The 16979-nt window shown below is 70.2% G+C and carries 15 protein-coding genes; 7 read left to right on the top strand and 8 right to left on the bottom strand.

What is annotated here, in order from left to right:
- The first annotated feature begins 157 nt into the window (after window positions 1-157).
- The 4 genes from ACTWQA_RS19690 (at window position 158) to ACTWQA_RS19675 (ending at window position 5061) form a co-directional block, all read left to right on the top strand.
- Entirely contained in the window at window positions 158-1096 is a 939-nt protein-coding gene (locus tag ACTWQA_RS19690) for an acyl-CoA desaturase (RefSeq protein WP_443160639.1), read from the top strand.
- 43 nt (window positions 1097-1139) lie between these two features.
- Window positions 1140-2045: a TetR family transcriptional regulator gene (locus tag ACTWQA_RS19685; protein WP_443160830.1), complete on the top strand. Its 906-nt coding sequence runs from the start codon at window positions 1140-1142 to the stop codon at window positions 2043-2045.
- A 120-nt stretch (window positions 2046-2165) separates the two neighbouring features.
- Window positions 2166-4226, top strand: a complete 2061-nt coding sequence (locus ACTWQA_RS19680; RefSeq protein WP_443160638.1) for an RNA degradosome polyphosphate kinase — start codon at window positions 2166-2168, stop codon at window positions 4224-4226.
- Entirely contained in the window at window positions 4219-5061 is an 843-nt protein-coding gene (locus tag ACTWQA_RS19675) for an NUDIX hydrolase (RefSeq protein WP_443160637.1), read from the top strand. The genes ACTWQA_RS19680 and ACTWQA_RS19675 overlap by 8 nt, the downstream gene beginning before the upstream one ends.
- Window positions 5062-5067: 6 nt before the next feature.
- On the opposite strand, the gene ACTWQA_RS19670 is transcribed toward ACTWQA_RS19675, so the two are convergent.
- The 5 genes from ACTWQA_RS19670 to ACTWQA_RS19650 all read right to left on the bottom strand — a co-directional run bounded on the left by ACTWQA_RS19670 (window position 5068) and on the right by ACTWQA_RS19650 (window position 9803).
- Window positions 5068-5880 carry an IclR family transcriptional regulator gene (locus ACTWQA_RS19670; protein WP_327588722.1) on the bottom strand — a complete coding sequence of 271 codons (813 nt, stop codon included), beginning with the start codon at window positions 5878-5880 and terminating at the stop codon, window positions 5068-5070.
- 110 nt (window positions 5881-5990) lie between these two features.
- A complete protein-coding gene (locus tag ACTWQA_RS19665; protein WP_443160636.1) occupies window positions 5991-6992 on the bottom strand; it encodes a 2-hydroxyacid dehydrogenase in 1002 nt (333 codons plus the stop codon).
- A gap of 67 nt (window positions 6993-7059) precedes the next feature.
- On the bottom strand, window positions 7060-8130 hold the full coding sequence (locus ACTWQA_RS19660) for an L-idonate 5-dehydrogenase (protein ID WP_443160635.1): 1071 nt from the start codon (window positions 8128-8130) through the stop codon (window positions 7060-7062).
- Window positions 8131-8148: 18 nt separating this feature from the next.
- The gene (locus ACTWQA_RS19655) at window positions 8149-8922 is read right to left on the bottom strand and encodes an SDR family oxidoreductase (protein ID WP_443160634.1); all 774 of its coding nucleotides are present in this window, start codon (window positions 8920-8922) and stop codon (window positions 8149-8151) included.
- Window positions 8919-9803, bottom strand: a complete 885-nt coding sequence (locus ACTWQA_RS19650; RefSeq protein ID WP_443160633.1) for an NAD(P)-dependent oxidoreductase — start codon at window positions 9801-9803, stop codon at window positions 8919-8921. The genes ACTWQA_RS19655 and ACTWQA_RS19650 overlap by 4 nt, the downstream gene beginning before the upstream one ends.
- Before the next feature lie 265 nt (window positions 9804-10068).
- Here ACTWQA_RS19650 and ACTWQA_RS19645 point away from each other — a divergent pair, with 265 nt between their 5' ends.
- The gene (locus tag ACTWQA_RS19645) at window positions 10069-11409 is read left to right on the top strand and encodes an MFS transporter (protein WP_443160632.1); all 1341 of its coding nucleotides are present in this window, start codon (window positions 10069-10071) and stop codon (window positions 11407-11409) included.
- A 41-nt stretch (window positions 11410-11450) separates the two neighbouring features.
- Window positions 11451-12938 (top strand): gluconokinase, encoded by a 1488-nt coding sequence (locus tag ACTWQA_RS19640; protein WP_443160631.1) that lies wholly within the window; start codon window positions 11451-11453, stop codon window positions 12936-12938.
- Between the two features lie 63 nt (window positions 12939-13001).
- On the opposite strand, the gene ACTWQA_RS19635 is transcribed toward ACTWQA_RS19640, so the two are convergent.
- Genes ACTWQA_RS19635 through ACTWQA_RS19625 form a run of 3 tightly spaced genes read right to left on the bottom strand, consistent with a single transcriptional unit; the run spans window position 13002 to window position 15951 of the window.
- Window positions 13002-13892 (bottom strand): NAD(P)-dependent oxidoreductase, encoded by an 891-nt coding sequence (locus ACTWQA_RS19635; protein ID WP_443160630.1) that lies wholly within the window; start codon window positions 13890-13892, stop codon window positions 13002-13004.
- Complete coding sequence (locus tag ACTWQA_RS19630) at window positions 13889-14998, bottom strand: NAD(P)-dependent oxidoreductase (RefSeq protein ID WP_443160629.1); 1110 nt, start codon at window positions 14996-14998, stop codon at window positions 13889-13891. Before ACTWQA_RS19630 ends, ACTWQA_RS19635 begins: the two co-directional genes overlap by 4 nt.
- Window positions 14995-15951 carry a cyclase family protein gene (locus tag ACTWQA_RS19625; RefSeq protein WP_443160628.1) on the bottom strand — a complete coding sequence of 319 codons (957 nt, stop codon included), beginning with the start codon at window positions 15949-15951 and terminating at the stop codon, window positions 14995-14997. Before ACTWQA_RS19625 ends, ACTWQA_RS19630 begins: the two co-directional genes overlap by 4 nt.
- A 174-nt stretch (window positions 15952-16125) precedes the next feature.
- On the opposite strand from ACTWQA_RS19625, the gene ACTWQA_RS19620 reads away from it, so the two are divergent.
- Entirely contained in the window at window positions 16126-16917 is a 792-nt protein-coding gene (locus ACTWQA_RS19620; RefSeq protein WP_443160627.1) for an IclR family transcriptional regulator, read from the top strand.
- Window positions 16918-16979 lie beyond the last annotated feature (62 nt).

Raw genomic sequence — 16979 nt, 5'->3', positions numbered from 1 at the left:
CCGTCCCTAAAGCAGCAAGGCACGAACCCGCTCACCTTGCGCGGGCGACCCGTCACATTCCCCACATACTTGCTTAGGTCTTCCTTACTTACGATGGCGTAGGTTACGGTTGCGTAGCCAGGACATTCATTCTCATACATGTCGTTGGAGGTCGCCCATGACCGTTCTCGCCGAGCGCTCCGCACCCACCCCAAAGCCCGACTTCGAACCCGAGCCGAAATCCCGCGCAGAACTGATCATCTTCGGTCTGGTCGTCGGACTGCCCTTGGTCGCGATCGCCGCTGCCGTGCCGCTCGCATGGGGATGGGGTCTCGGCTGGACGGACATCGCGATCGCGTTCGTCTTCTACATGGTTTCGGGACTCGGCGTCACCGTGGGGCTGCACCGCTACTTCACGCACGGCTCCTTCAAGGCCAAGCGGCCGCTGAAGATCGCACTCGGCATCGCCGGCAGCCTGTCGCTGGAGATGTCGGTGCTCGACTGGGTGGCCACGCACCGCAAGCACCACAAGTTCTCCGACAAGGAGGGCGACCCGCACTCGCCGTGGCGTTTCGGCCCTGGTTTCAAGAACATGGCCAAGGGCCTGCTCTACGCCCACATGGGCTGGCTGTTCGAGAGCGAGCGCACCAACAGGGAGAAGTACGCGCCGGACCTGTGCAAGGACCAGGACGTGGTCAAGCTGCACAAGTGGTTCGGCCCGCTCGCCGTTGCCTCGATGGTGCTGCCCGGCGTCCTGGGCGGGCTCATCACCTGGTCCTGGCAGGGCGCGCTGACCGCGCTGTTCTGGGGCACGCTCGTCCGCATCGGCCTGCTGCACCACGTGACCTGGTCGATCAACTCCATCTGCCACGTCTTCGGCGAAGAGGACTTCCAGGTGCGCGACAAGTCCCGCAACGTGTGGTGGCTGGCCATCCCGTCCTTCGGCGAGTCGTGGCACAACCTGCACCACTCCGACCCGACCTGCGCCCGCCACGGCGCGCTCAAGGGCCAGATCGACCTGAGCGCCGGCCTGATCAGGATCTTCGAGAAGCTGGGCTGGGTGTACGACGTCCGCTGGCCGACGCCGGAGCGCCTGGCGGCGAAGCGCATTGCCTGACGACGATAATCCGATGAACGGCCATGGATCCGTGGCCGTCATTATGGAAACCGTGACCGAACCCCGATCTCGCAGGCGTATGTCCGGTAGCGAGCGACGAGAGCAGCTGATCCGCATCAGTCGCACGCTCTTCGCGGAGAAGGGGTTCGACGGGACCTCTATCGAGGAAATCGCCGCTACCGCACAGGTGTCGAAACCAGTGGTATACGAGCATTTCGGTGGCAAGGAGGGCGTCTACGCGGTCGTGGTCGACCGCGAGATGCAAAAACTCCTCACCATGATCACCGAGGCCCTGTCGGCCTCTCACTCCCTCATCAAGCTGGAGCGCGCCGCGCTGGCGTTGCTGCAGTACATCGAGGAAAGCAGCGAGGGCTTCCGCATCCTGGTGCGCGACTCGCACGCCGCGTCGGGCACCGGCACCTTCGCGAGCCTGATCAGCGAGATCGCCAGCCAGGTCGAGGACGTCCTGGCCGACGAGTTCGCGGCCCGCGGATACGATCCCAAGCTCGCGCCGATGTACGCGCAGATGCTGGTGGGCATGGTGGCACTGACCGGCCAGTGGTGGCTGGACGTACGCAAACCGGGCCGCGAGGAGGTCGCCGCCCACCTCGTCAACCTGGCCTGGAACGGCCTGACCGGGCTCAACGCCAACCCCACCATCACCGCGGTCAGCCGCGAGCTCTTCCCCTCGCCGGCCAAGCCCCGCGCGGGCGAGAAGGAGTTGCGCGAGTTCGAGAAGGCCCGCGATAAAGAGGCCAAGGAGGCGGAGAAGATCCGCCAGCGCGAGCTCAAAGAGGCCGAAAAGGCCCGGGTGCGCGAGCTGAAGGAGCGCGAGCGGCTCTTGAAAGAGGCGGAGAAAGCGCACGAGCGCGAGGAGAAGATCCGCCAGCGGGAGGCGCGGCTGGCCGAGCGCGCCGCCCGTCTTGAGCAGGTTGATCAGCCGGAGTGACGGCTTTGCACGCACGCGCCGCCACAATGACCTGAATGGCCGATCGGGAATGACCGGCCGGAGCGCGTCGTTGCTACTCCGTTAACGTTCTGTTCAACCAATAAGGGCAATATAGGTCATATGTCCGCCGAACCGCTGCAATCTGCCAACGACCTGCCGCTGCCACAGGAGCGGTTCCTCAACCGTGAGGAGAGCTGGCTCCAGTTCAACGAGCGGGTGCTGGAACTGGCCGAAGACCCCACACTTCCGCTGCTCGAGCGGGTGCGGTTTCTCGCGATCTTCGCGAGCAACCTGGACGAGTTCTTCCGTGTACGGGTGGCGGGCCTCAAGCGGCGTATGGCGACGGGCCTGCTGCTGCGGACCAAGAGCGGGCTGAAGCCGCGCGAGGAGCTGGTCAGGATCGCGGCGATCGCGGACGAGCTGGCCAGGCGGCATGCGTCGGTCTTCCACGACAAGATCTCCCCGGAGCTGGCGGGCGAGGGCATCGAGATCGTCCGGTGGGACGATCTGGGCCGCGAGGAGCGCACGGAGCTGCGCAAGCTGTTCAGGGAGCGGATCAGGCCGGTCCTGACGCCGCTGGCCGTGGACCCCGCACACCCGTTTCCCTATATTTCCGGGCTCAGCCTGAACCTGGCGGTTCTGGTACGCAACCCGGTGACCGATCACACGGTCTTCGCCCGGGTCAAGGTCCCCTCGCAGCTGCCGCGGTTCGTCCAGGCGTCCAAGGACCGGTTCGTTCCCCTTGAGGACGTGATCGCAGCCCACCTGGGCCAGCTCTTCAAGGGCATGGAGATCCTCCAGCACCACGCCTTCCGCGTCACCAGGAACGAGGACCTCGACGTCGACGAGGACGTCACCGAGAACCTCATGCAGGCCCTGGAGAAGGAGCTGCTCAAGCGGCGCTTCGGCCCGCCGGTGCGGCTGGAGGTCGAGGACACGATCACGCCTGAGGTGCTGGCCCCGCTCGTGGAGGAGCTGGAGCTGGCGCCGCATGAGATCTACCGCCTGTCCGGGCCGCTCGACCTGTCGGGCCTGCACGCCATCGCCGACCTGGAGCGCGGCGAGCTCAGCTACCGCCCCTTCGTGCCGGCGGAGGTGATCAACGCCGAGGACGACCTCTTCGCGGTCCTGCGCGAGCGCGACGTGCTGCTGCACCACCCGTACGACTCCTTCGCCACCAGCGTTCAGCGCTTCATCGAGGTGGCCGCGGACGACCCCAGGGTGCTGGCGATCAAGCAGACCCTCTACCGGACCAGCGGCGACTCCCCCATCGTCAACGCCCTGATCGACGCGGCCGAGGCCGGCAAGCAGGTCGTGGTGGTCGTGGAGATCAAGGCCCGCTTCGACGAGCACGCCAACATCTCCTGGGCCAGGAAGCTGGAGCGCGCCGGCTGCCACGTCGTCTACGGCGTGGTCGGCCTGAAGACCCACTGCAAGCTGGCCCTCGTCGTGCGCCAGGAGGCCTCGGGCGAGCTGCGCCGCTACTGCCACATCGGCACCGGCAACTACAACCCCAAGACCGCCCGCCACTACGAGGACTTCGGCCTGCTCACGGCGGACCCGCTGGTCGGCGAGGACGTCACCGACCTGTTCATCCACCTGACCGGCTACTCCAACCACTCCGCCTACCGCAGGCTGCTGGTCGCGCCGCACTCCATGCGCACCGGGCTGCTGGCCAGGATCGAGCGGGAGATCGCCCACCAGCAGGCCGGCCGCCCCGCCAGGATCCGGATCAAGACCAACTCGCTGGTGGACGAGCAGCTCATCGACGCGCTCTACCGGGCGTCCAGGGCGGGAGTCCCGGTGGACCTGTGGGTGCGCGGCATTTGCATCCTCAGGCCGGGCGTCCCGGACCTGTCCGAAAATATCCGCGTAAGGTCAATTCTGGGGCGCTTCCTCGAGCACTCCCGGGTGTACGAGTTCGGCCTGGGCCGGCGGCCCGAGATCTGGATCGGCAGCGCCGACCTCATGCGCAGGAACATCGATCGCCGCGTCGAAGCCCTGGTCAAGGTGACGTCGCAGCAGCACAAGGCCTACCTCATCGAGCTGATGGACAAGGCCATGGCCGAGACCACGAGCGTGTGGTGGCTCAACTCCGATGGCACGTGGGCCCGCCATCCCGGCGAGGACCTGCAGAGCCATCTCATCAGTACGCGCCGCTGGAGGACCGTTGATGACTGACCTGCTCCGCGCAGCCGGAGCCGTGGTCTGGAGGGGCGCGGAGAGCAGCCCCCAGGTCGCTGTCATTCACCGCCCCGCCTACGACGACTGGACCTTCCCCAAGGGCAAGCTGAAGACCGGGGAACATGTGATCGCCGCCTCCCTCCGCGAAGTACGCGAGGAGACTGGCATGACCGTCGCGCTCGGCCGCGCCCTGCCGCCCGTGCACTACATCAGCAGGGGCCGGCTCAAGCGGGTCGACTACTGGACGGCCCACGCGGTCGCCGACGACGGGTTCGTGCCCGGCGAAGAAGTGGACGAGCTGCGCTGGCTTCCGCTTGAGGAGGCCAAGGCGCTGCTGACGTACGAATGGGACGCCGGGCTGTTGCGGGCTCTGTCGGTCGCGCCGCTCGAGACCGTACCCCTCGTCCTCATCCGGCACGGCTCGGCCGGCTCCAGGAGCGAGTGGACCGGCGACGACGCGCTGCGGCCGCTGGACACCGTCGGCCGCTCCCAGGCAGCCACCCTGGCCACCGCGCTGCCCGCCTACCGGCCCGAGGTCCTGATGAGCTCGCCCAGCGCCCGCTGCGTGCAGACCTTAGAACCCTACGATGACGCCTATGACGGCGAGATCAAGGTCGAGCCGCTGCTCAGCGAGGAGAGCCAGGACCCGCACAAGACGCCGGCCCTGGTCAGGGACATCACGGTGCCCGCCGCCGTGTGCAGTCACGGCAAGGTGCTGCCCGAGCTGATCCAGACGCTGAGCGGCAAGAACGTGCACCTGCGCAAGGGCGCGTTCGCGGTGCTGCACAAGACGGGCGGGCAGGTCGTCAGCGTCGAGCGCTACGCCGCCTGACCGGCCTCACGAGATGGGGGCGACCCTGGCCAGGCGCTGCGCGAGCGAGCCGAGGTCCTCGACGAGGGATTCGCGGAGCCGGGTGGTGAACCGCACGGTGAGCAGGGTCGCGCTGACCGCCACGGGAGTGGGGCGGTCGCCGGGCACGGCGACGCCCACGCAGGTGATGCCTTCGGTGTTTTCCTCGTCGTCGACGGAATAGCCGCGCTCGCGAGTGCTGTCCAGATCACGGCGCAGAGCGTCCATGCTCCGGTGGGAACGGGGCGTGAACGCCGGCAGCTCGTGCACTCGGGCCAGGCGCCGCTCCAGCTCGTCCGCGGGAAGAGAGGCGAGCATGGCCTTGCCGAGCGCGGTCACCACGGCCGGCATGCGCCGCCCGATGTCGCTCGCCAGCCGGACGGGCTGGCTGCCGTCGTGCCGGGCGAGGTAGACGACCTCGAGGTCGTCCAGCGTGGCCAGCAGCAGCGTCTCCTGCGAGGCCGCGGGAAGCGCGGCGGCGCCCGTGCGGAACTCGCCCAGTATGTCGGTGCCGGCGAGGAAGCCTTGGCCGAGCTCGAGCACCTTGTAATCCAGCGCCCAGCGGCCGTCGATGCGGCGGATCATGTGGCTGTCCTCCAGCGCCGCGCAGAGATTCGCGACGGTGGACTTCGCCAGGTCGAGCGCCCTCGCCAGCTCGGTCACGGACAGCGGCCGCCTGCTCTTGGAGAGGATCTCCAGCACCGCGACCGCCCTGGTCACTGCAGGGGAGCGGCTTTCGACCGAGCGCAGCGAACGCTCCTCGGGCTGCTCCGCCAGAGAGGCGCCGACGGCCTGGATCATGAGGGCTCCTCTTGTCATTACGCTGTGCTCCCATACTACGAACGATGAGCCAGGCCGCGGTACCTCTGTACAGTTTTTGGAACGACGTTCCGCCAGCGCGACAGACGAGGTCAGCGACCCGGCCGGTCCTGGGTTCCGGGCAGCGGGGTCGGCGCGGCCTCGCCACCGAGGACGGCCTCGATGTTGCGGGCCGCGAGGTCGGTCATCGCCGCGCGCGTCGCCCCGGTCGCCGAGCCCACGTGCGGCAGCACCACCAGGCGCGGCTCGGCGAACAGCGGGTCGGCCGGATCCGTACGGGGCTCATCGGTCATCACATCGAGTCCCGCCGAGTGCAGCTCGCCTCGGCGCAGGGCCGCCAGCAGGGCATCCTCGTCGACGATCCCGCCCCGGGCGGTGTTGACCAGAGTCGCCGTCGGCTTCATCCTGGCCAGCTCCTCGCGGCCGATCATGCCCGAGGTCTCAGGTGTCAGAGGCGTGTGGATGGAGACCACGTCGCTGGTCGACAGCAGCTCGTCGAAGGGGACCCAGCGAGACAGCGCGTCGTCCTCCTTTCGTCTCGGGTGATGGTGCTGCACCCGCATGCCGAACCCGGCCGCCCGGCGAGCCAGGGCGCGGGCGATCTGGCCGTAGCCGATCAGCCCGAGGGTCGCGCCGTGGACGTCCAGGCCGAAGAACTCGTTCACGGCGGCCGAGCCCCACTCGCCGCGCCGCATGGCGTCCATGCCGGCGACCAGGCGGCGCCGCGCCATCAGGATCAGTGCCATCGCCACATCGGCGGTGGTGTCGGCCAGCACGTCCGGCGTGTGTGTGACGACGACACCGCGCTCGCCGGCCGCCGCCACGTCGACGCTGTCGTACCCCATCGACGCCAGCGCCACGACGCGCAACCGCGGCCCGGCCGCGTCCAGGAACTCGCCTCCGATGCGGTCGTTGCCAACGGCGAGCAGGGCGTCGCACCCGTGGGCCAGGTCGGCGAGCTCGGCGGGGACGGGTGGCGCCATCCCCGCCCACACGGTGACGTCGTAGCGCTCGGCCAGGCGGGCGACGGCGTCTCCCGGGAGGTCGGCGCGGGAGACCGCGACGCGCGGGCGAGATGCGGGCGTGCCAGTCATGTTGTGCTCCGTTTCAGGGAAATCTTCAGACTTACACCAGGCGTACCCGGACCGGCGGGCAGCATGGTCACGCCGCGCCGGGATCGGCGAAGCCGAGCAGGACCTTGCAGGAGCGCGCCGGGTCGGCGGCCAGCTCGAACGCGTCGTTCGCGCGTTCCGCCGGAAGCACGGAGGTGATCACCGGATCGACGGCGAGGCGGCCGTCGGCCAGTGCCTGGAGGACCTCCCCGAGCTCGGTGTCGAAGCGAAAAGAGCCGACGAACCGAAGCTCCCGAGTGATCATCGTGTTGGCGGGAACCGGCGTGTCTCCTGGCGGAAGCAGGCCGAGGCCCACCACGGTGGCGCCCCGGTCCACCCCGTACACGCAGCTGCGCAGGCCCGCGGAGGTGCCGGAGGACTCGATGGCGAGGTCCGCCGCCAGGTCCTCGATCACGCCGGTGTCCAGGGTCCCACCGACGCGGATCACCGAGGTGGCGCCCACTGCCTTCGCGACCGTCAGCGGCTCCTCGAACACGTCGGTCACGACGATCTCGCCGGCGCCGGACGCCCGCAGCGCCGCGACCACCAGGCAGCCGATGGGACCCGCACCGGTCACGAGCACCCGTTTGCCGCGCACATCGCCCGCCTGCCGCACGGCGTGCCAGGCCACCGCCGCCGGCTCGGCCACGGCGGCCGTCCTCAGATCCAGGCCCTCGGGGAGCGGCAGCACCCGCTCGGCGGGCGCCACCAGGACGTCGGCGAAGCCGCCCTGCACGTGGGGGGAGCGGGCGGCGCTCCCGAGGTAGCCGGTGTCCAGGCACGTGTTGCGCCGCCCGGCGCGGCACTGCCGGCATTTCCCGCACGACACCAGCGGGTGCACGGCCACCGGGGTTCCTGGGGACAGCCGCGCGCCGGGGCCGGCCGCACGCACCCGGCCCACGATCTCGTGGCCGAGGATCAGCGGCTCGCGCAAGCGGAACTCGCCGACCGCGCCGTGCCGCCAGTAATGCAGGTCGGAGCCGCAGATGCCGCCGTACCTGATGTCCACCGCCACCTCGCCCGGTCCGGGCACCGGGATGGGGCGTTCTTCCAGGCGCAGGTCTCCCGCGCCGTGCGCCACCACCGCGCGCATGGCCGACCGCGTCGTCGTCGACGTCATGTCTTGACCCACCCTTCCTCAGATGACCGCGGTCAGTCCGCCGTCGACGGCGATGACCTGGCCGTTGACGAAATCCGACGCCGGTGCCGCGAGCCACACCAGCGTTCCGACGAGATCCTCGACGGACGCCCAGCGCCCGGCCGGAGTGCGGCCCCGGATCCAGGCGTCGAAGGGGGGATCGTCGACGAGCGGGCGGGTCAGCTCGGTGATCACGTATCCGGGGGCGAGCCCATTGACCGTCACCCCGGAGCCCGCCCATTCCGCGCACATACCCTTGGTCAGCATCGCCAGGCCGCCCTTGGACGCGGAGTAGGCCGCGATGCCGGGCCGGGCGAGCCAGCTCTGCACGGAGCAGATATTGACGATCTTTCCGTAACCTCGCTCGATCATGCCTGCGGCGACCGCGCGTCCGACGAGGAAGGCACTGGTCAGATTGGTGTGGACGACCCTGTCGAAGGTCTCCGCCGGCACCTGGAGCAGCGGCTCACGGTGCTGGATCCCGGTGTTGTTCACCAGGATGTCCACCGCGCCGACCCGGTGCTCGATCTCCTGGACCGCCCGCTGCACGGCCGCCGGGTCGGTGACGTCGAAGGGCATCGCGTGCGCCTTCGCCCCGGTGCGTTCCACCAGCCTGTCCCGTGCGCGCTCCAGCGCCTCGGGGTCGCGGCCGTTGAGCACGATCTCGGCGCCCGCCTCGGCCAGTCCGGTGGCCAGGGCCTCCCCGATGCCCTTGCTGGACCCCGTCACCAGAGCGCGGCGCCCCGACAGGTCGAACAACGCGGAACCCTTCATGAGCCGGCCTCCGTCGGACCGTAGTAGTGCATCAGTGCGGCGTTGTCGGCCTCGCCGTGACCTGCGGCGGCCAGCCAGCGGTGCAGCTCGGCCACGGCGGAGGTGACCGGCAGCGGCACGCCGGCCGAGCGCGCGTAGTCGCGGGCGGCTTCCAGATCTTTGACCATATTGCTGACTCTCCCGGTCGGCGAGAGATCGAACTCGGCGAACTTCACGAAGAACTCCTGCAACAGCGCGGAGTCCCCCCTACCCCCGGAGAGCGCCGCGAGCACCTGCCGCGCCGGCAGCCCGGCCGCCCGCACCAGCGCGGCGGCCTCGGCGAGGGCGGCGAACCCGCAACCGACCAGCACCTGGTTGATGGACTTCGCCAGTTGCCCGGAGCCCGCCGGGCCGAGGTGAGTCAGCCGGGAGGCCAGGTCTTCCAGCACGGGCAGGGCCCGCTCCACGTGCTCGTCATCACCGCCGAGCATCAGGGTCAGCTCACCACGCGCGGCTCCCGGTGCCCCGCCGGACAGCGGCGCGTCCACCCAGCCAGCGCCGAGCTTCGCGGCGCGCCGGGCGAACTCGCGCGTGCGCTCGGGGTCGATGCTGGACATGTCGATCACCAGTACGCCGTCCGGCGCGCCGGCGAGCACGCCCTCCGGCCCGAAGGCCACGTCCTCGACGATGTCGGCGGTGTTGAGGGAGAGGAGCACCACGGACGACCCGGCGAGATGCCCTGGCGACCGCGCCGCGAGCGCCCCTTCTGAGGAGAGCTCGGCGACGGTGTCGGGCCGGATGTCGTAGACCCGCACCGGCCGCCCCTGCTTCACCAGCCGGCGGGCGATGGCCGCGCCCATGACGCCCAGCCCGGCGATCCCCACCTCTATCTGCTCCTCCATGCGCCCTCCTGGCCCATATTCTGTCCTCGTGTCAGCATATTGAACTCTCCTCCCCCACGCCTGGCAAGCTCCGATCGCGGCCCAGGACCTCCCGGATGACCCGATCGACCAGGTGAGAGCCAGAAACGCACGGCGCTTCCCGGACTCGTAGCGCGCAACAAGATGTGTTCAGAATATTGGCTTGTGTGCTGCTTCCTGTTACGGTCTCAGTCGTCCGCAGATGAACTGCGTGTTACCTCCGCGAGACGGAAGGCGGCATCCCCCCATGCAGGTGCCAACCTCGACAACCCAGACCACCGGCGGCGACAGCACCCCCACGACCCCCGGACTGCGTCGCGCACTCTTGACCAGCTCGGTGGGCAGCGCCCTCGAGTACTACGACTTCGCCATCTACGGCCTCGCCTCGGCCCTGGTGTTCCAGCACTTGTTCTTCCCCGGGCTCGGCTCGGCGGTCGGGCTCGTGGCGATCTTCGCTACCTACGCGGTCGGCTTCGTCGCCCGTCCGCTCGGTGGGCTGTTCTTCGGGTCACTGGGCGACCGGCATGGCCGGAAAACGGTGCTGGTCGTGACGGTCGCGCTGATGGGCGGCTCGTCGTTCGCCATCGGGCTGCTGCCCACCTATGAGACCGCGGGCGTGTGGAGTCCGATCCTGCTGATGATCCTGCGGGTGCTCCAGGGCTTCGGCGCCGGGGCCGAGCAGGCCGGCGCGTCGACGCTGATGGCCGAGTACGCCCCCCGGGCCCGGCGCGGCTACTACGCCGCACTGCCCTTCGTCGGCATCCAGGTCGGCATGCTGGCCGCGACCGTCCTGTTCATCCCGCTCGCCACGCTGGACCAGGACCTGCTGTTCGGATGGGTATGGCGGGTGCCGTTCCTGCTGAGCGCGGTGCTCATCGTGCTCGCGGTCTACATCCGGCGGCAGATGGACGAGAGCCCCACCTTCGAACAGCTGTCGGAGTCCGGGGACGTGAGCAAGCGTCCGCTGCGGGACCTGTTCGCGCACAGTCGCCGCAACCTGTTCATCACCTTCGGGCTGCGGATGGCCGAGAACGGCACGTCTTATCTGTATTCCACGTTCAGCATCAGCTACGTGACCGCCGTCGTCGGAGTGTCCGCCTCGGTCGGCCCGCTGGCGGTGGCCTGCGCCTCGCTCGCCGGCGTGGTCTCCATTCCCCTGTTCGGCATGCTGTCCGACCGGATCGGCCGGGTGCCGCTGTACCGCATGGCGGCACTCTTCCAGGCGCTGTTCGCCGTTCCCGCGTTCGCGCTGCTGAGCACCGGAAACACGGTTCTGATCTGCGTGGTCATCACCCTTGGCATCGGCGTCGGGGTCAACGGCATGCTGGGCGCGCAGTGCGCGCTGCTGTCGGAGTTGTTCGGCGCCCGGCACCGCTACACCGGTGTGGCGATCGGCCGGGAGTTCAGCGCGATCATCGCCGGCGGAGTGGCGCCCATGGTCGGCGCGGCGCTGCTGCTGGCGTTCAGCAACTCGTGGTGGCCGCTGGCCGCGTACGTCGTGGTCCTCTCGCTGATCACCTTCGGGACCACCTTCTTCACGCCGGAGACCCGGGGCCGGGATCTCGCCGACCTCGCCGACGCCCGCTAGCCAGCGAACGCCCGCCCCGAATTCTGAGCCGAACGGAGACGATGATGAAGGTCGCGGGCGAGATCGTGCTCGGCATCGACCTGGGCTCCACCATGACCAAGGTCGTCGCGGTGGACCGAGCCCATCGGCTGATCTCGGCGGTCGAGCGCCCGGCTCCGATGCGCACCGGGCGCGACGGCGAAGCCGTGCACGACCCCGGAGAGGTGCTCGCCGGAGTGTACGACGCGGTGCGCGAGAGCGCCGAAGTCTGCGTGCGGCGCGGCCTGGCGGTGCGTGGGCTGTCCTTCAGCGCCGCCATGCACACGCTCCTCGCACTCGGCCCTTCTGACGACCCGCTTACCCCCGCACTGAGCTGGGCGGACACCCGTTCGGCCGATGTCGCCCGGCGGTTGCGCGCCAACGGCGGCGGCACCGAGCTGCATCGGGCGACCGGCACTCCTGTGCATCCCATGTCGCCGATGGCCAAGCTCGCCTGGTTCTCCGTTCACGAGCCCGAGCTCGTCCGGCGTACGACCCGCTGGTGTGGTCTGAAAGATCTCGTCCTGCTCCGGTTCACCGGCCGGCTGGTGACCGACCTCTCCTGTGCGTCGGGCATGGGGCTCATGGACCTGCGGAACTCCCGATGGCACGGACCCGCGCTGGACGTCGCCGGAGTGTCCGGCGATCGGCTGCCCGAGCTCGTACCGCCCACCGAGGTGTTGACACTGCTTCCTGAGCCGGCCCGCGCATTGGGGTTACCCGCCGGACTGCCCGTGGTCGCCGGCGCGGGGGACGGCCCGCTGGCCAACCTCGCCGTGGGCGCCACCGTCCCGGGAATGGCGGCTCTGTCCCTCGGCACCAGCGGGGCCCTCCGGGTCGTACGCGACCGCCCGGGTGTGGACGAGCAGGGCCGGGTGTTCTGCTATTACCTCGCCGACGGACTGTGGGTGCTCGGTGGCGCGGTCAGCAACGCGGGGGTGGTCGCCCAATGGGCGGCCGAGTCGTTCGGCGGCGCCGACCTCGCCGACCTCCTCAAAGAGGCGGCACAGGTGGAACCCGGCGCTGAAGGTCTGATCGGGCTGCCGCACCTGCTCGGCGAACGCGCCCCATGGTGGGATCCGGACGCTCGGGGCGCCCTGGTCGGGCTACGGCGCGGACACGGCAGGGCGCATCTGACGAGGGCCATGATCGAGGGGGTTGGGCAGCAGCTCGCACTGGTACGCGACTCAGTGCTCGCGGCCGGGTCGGCGATCACCGCGGTGCGGGCCACCGGCGGCGCACTGCGCTCACCGCTGTGGGCCGAGGTGCTCGCCGCCGCGCTCGACATGCCGCTGGAGATCACGGACGACGCCGCCGGCTCCGGCTTCGGCGCCGCGTTGCTGGGCTGGCGTGCTCTCGGCGCCCTCCCCTCGCTGCCCTCCGCGACATCCGAAGCCGGCTTCCGTGCCCATCGCACCGTCATGCCCGACCCCGTGGCCGCGCGGCGGATGGCCGCCACGCGGCACCTCACCGAGCAGTTGTACCGGGTGTTGCGCGAGATGCCCTGGTAGCGCCGGCTGCCGCGGGCACGGCGTGGCCGCCGAACTGCTGGCGCATTCCTGCCTGCATTGATCTCAGTCCGTACCGGGAGTGTTGCGGAGAATGTCCAGGACGACGCTGTTGTCGAGGTGGCCGAGCCCTTCGGCGTCGACCGCCTCGTACAGCCGGGCGACGGCCGTGGAGAGCGGTAGCGCGGTCCGCGCGCCGGCGGCGCTCTCCAGGACGAACCCCAGGTCCTTGCGGAGGTAGCGGGCCGGACCAGAGGGTGTGAAGTCCCCGGTGGCCAGGTGGTGACGCTTCTGCGCGAGCACTTCCGAGGCGGCCAGCCCACCGGCCAGCACGTCGAGCAGCTCTGCCGGTTCGAGTCCGCCGCGTTCGGCGAGGAGCACGGCTTCGGCCAGGGCGACCAGGGTGCCTGCGACGACGAGCTGGTTGCAGGCCTTCGCGAGTGATCCGGCGCCGGTGTCCCCCATGCGGCGGACGGTCGAACCCATGGACTCCAGGTACGGGCGGACGCGCTCGACGGCGTCCACCGGCCCACCCGCCATGATCGATAACGTGGCCGCGCGGGCGCCGGTCACTCCGCCGCTCACAGGGGCATCGATGACCGTGATGCCGTACGGGCGTAGCCGCTCGGCCAGCGCACGCACGCCGGTCGGGGAGACGGTGCCCATCACGAGCAGGATGTTCATGGCCGGGTCCCCGGAGAGCAGCCCGTCCGGGCCGTCCAGCACCTCGGCGACCTGGGGCAGGTCGGGCAGCATCGTCATGACGACGGGTGCGGCGGCGCTCACTTGCGCCGGGCGTCCCGCGGTGCGGCAGCCGGACGATCCGGCGGCCTCCAGCGGCGGGCGCGCGCGGTTCCAGGCCAGGACGTCGTATCCGCTCTTGGCGAGGTTCGCCGCCATCGGCAAGCCCATGGCGCCGAGCCCGACGAAACCGACGGTCTCCTGCACGGGCGTCATGAGCCTTCCTCCCCCAGAGCCGCCGGCGCGCCTGCCCCGGTGTCGAGAACGGTACGGACCTCCGCGCGAGCCGCCAGCGCGCCGAGCCGGTCCGCGAGGGCCGGCCTGCCGACGACGTCGCGATTGACCACGAAACGCGGAACCCGGCCGGCCGCCACGTCGAGCACGGCCTGGACCGCGCTGCCGCCGTTGCCCGCCGACATCTCGTCGGTCCAGGCCAGCGCGTGCGGGCTGAGCACGACGTTGTCCAGGTGCAGGAGGGGATTGCCGGGTTCGGGCGGCTCGGTCTCGAACACGTCCAGCCCTGCAGCACGGATGCGACCCGACCGCAGCGCCTCGATGAGCGCAGCCTCATCGACGATGGGGCCGCGGGCCACGTTGAGCAGCACGGCCGTGGGCCGCATCAGGGCCAGTCGACGCGCGTCGATGAGGTGGCGGGTCTCCTCGGTCAGCACGCACATGACGATCACCGCGTCGGCCTCCGCCATCACCGTGTCGACGTCCGCGAGGCGTACGCCGAGCCTGCGGGCGGTCTCCTGCGTGCAGTACGGATCGGACGCGATGACCTCGACGTCGAACGGCCTCAGCAGCCCCACCAGGTCACCGGCGGTGTTGCCGAGGCCGATCAGGCCGATGCGGCGGCCGGTGAGCCCGCGGCCCATCCACCGGTCCTTCTCGGCCCAGCGTCCCTCCCGTACCAGCCGGTCCTTGGCGGTGAGGTTGTGCAAAGTGGCCAGCAGCAGAGTGAGGGCGGCCGTCGCCACCGGCCGGCGCGCGCCGTCCGGGGTGATCGTCACCAGGGCGTCGTGCCGGGTGCAGGCGTCGAGGTCCACCGCGTCGTAGCCGACACCGAAGCGGGCGAACAGCAGCGGGGGGCGGTCGAGGCCCGCGAAGGTGCGCTCGGTGACGGCGGGCGCGGCGAACAGGACGGCATCCAGGCCGGCCACGTCCGCCGCGAGCAGTTCGCCGGTGTCGCGCGGCAGGTAATGCCAGGCGATCCCGGCGACGTCCAGCTCTCCGAGCCGGATGTCGCCCCACACGTTGCGGCCGTGGTCGTCCAGGAAGTCCCGGCTGACGCCTACCGTGATCCGCGGACCGGCCGTCATAGGACCGCTACCGGGTTCACGGGCGACCCCGTCCCGCCGGGGATGTTCAGCGGTGCCACGGCGAGCAGGAACTCGTAGCGGTCCGCGTCGGCGCAGGCGGCGGAGAGCGGCTCCAGGTCCAGGTTGTCGAGCAGCGGCACGCCCATGGCGGTGATGGCCAGTGCGTGCACCGGGGAATGCAACCCTTCGACCGGGGACGGGCGAACGTCGCTGTCGCCGTCGGCGCCGAGCAGGGCGATCCCGCGTTCGGCCAGCAGCGGTATCGCGTCGACGTGGAAACCGGCGCTGGCGTTGTCCGGGTCCCAGGCGCCGAGCTCGGCGCGGCGGCGGACGTGTCCGGAGCGCAACAGCACCGCGTCGCCTTCGCCGATGGTCACGCCGAGCGCCTTCTCGGCGGCGAGGACGTCTTCCGCGTGCACGGCCCGGCCGGGCTCCAGCCAGCTGATGCCGAGCACGGCGGGCAGGTCGAGGAGTACGCCCTTGGTGACGAGCGGCCCGAGCTGGGCGACCGCTCCGAACCGGGCTCCCCCGGCGTCGACCACCTCGCGGGCGGTACGGCCGTCGTAGAGCTGCCCCCGGTAGGCAATGTGGGAGAGGGCGTCGAGGTGACTGACGCCCTTGCCGTGGTAGTCGACGGCGATGAAGTCCTTGTGCGTGGCCGGCTCGGGGGCCTCCACGTCGCCGAGGTCGGACATGTAGTGCAGAGCGGGCTTGCCATTGTCCGGGCCGGGCACGGTGTTCCACGGCAATGCCATCGGGACGGTGACGCCGATGCGGACGAGTGCGGCGGCGCGCTGGACGTGCTCCGGGGTGACGCGGTTCCAGGCGCCGCGGTCGGCGCAGGTCCATCGGCCCCAGGTGCGTACGGCCGCGAACAGCTCGTCGAACTCCTGGCGGGAGACCGTAGGCCCGTTGCCGGGGGTCGGCGGCGGGGATTCTTCCGGGCTGGTCATCTGTTGCTCAGCGCTCCAAGGCTCGGAGGGGGTGGGGATCGGCACGCCCGCATCGGCGCTACGGTCGGAGGGTCCCGGCGGACGAAGCGAGTGCAACGACGTTGTCGTTCAGGGACGCAAGACGGACAATAACAGTATGCTGAACGATGAACAGAATGATGGGTGGAGTTGCTGGTGAGCGCAAGCGATCCGGGAAGCCTCGTCCCCGCGATCACGCGGGCCGTGGCCATCCTCGACACGCTCGGCGAAGCGGAGGGGCGCCCGCTGTCGGTCAGCGAGATAGCCCGCGCTCTCGGTCTGCCGAAATCCTCGACGGCGAACCTGTGCGCCTCACTGGAGGCGGCGGGCATGGTCGCCCGCATCGGCCAAGGCTTCGGCCTCGGGCGCAAACTCGTCGAGCTCGGCGGCCGCTACCTCGCCACCGTCGACCAGTTGCGCGACTTCTACGAGCTGTGCCGGCGCAGCGGGCACATCTCCAGGGAGACCGCGCGGGTCGCCGTGCTGGACGGCATGGACGTGCTCTACCTGGGCCGATATGACGGCACGCAGCCACTGCGACTGACGGCCAACATCGGCGACCGCTTCCCCGCCAACTGCACGGCGACAGGGAAGGCCATCCTGTCGACCCTGGACCGGGCGGTGGCCGAGGACCGGCTTCGCACTCGTCCCCTGGTCGCGCTGAGCGAGCGGTCGATCACCTCCGTGCCCGCGCTGCTGGCGGACCTGGAGGCGACCCGCCGGCGCGGCTACGCGATCGACGACGAGGAGACCACCGCGGGCATTGTCTGCCTCGCGGTGCCGGTCAACGGGTTCCGCACGGACTCGGCACCGTTCGCGATCAGCGTCACCGTGCTCAAGGCCCGTCTCGACGAGGAGTTCCGCGAGGCGCTGCTCGGCGACCTGCGCGCGATCGCGGCGGGCATGGAGAACCCACTGCTGCCCAAGGGAAGCGCTGACGGCGGCTGAGCGGGCCACCGACCCTTACGGCGGCCGTACGGACATCGCTCCGTGCGGCCGCCTTAACTTTG

This window comes from Nonomuraea sp. 10N515B, assembly GCF_052245915.1.
Lineage (GTDB): Bacteria > Actinomycetota > Actinomycetes > Streptosporangiales > Streptosporangiaceae > Nonomuraea.
This window is presented reverse-complemented; position numbering and strand designations above follow the sequence as displayed.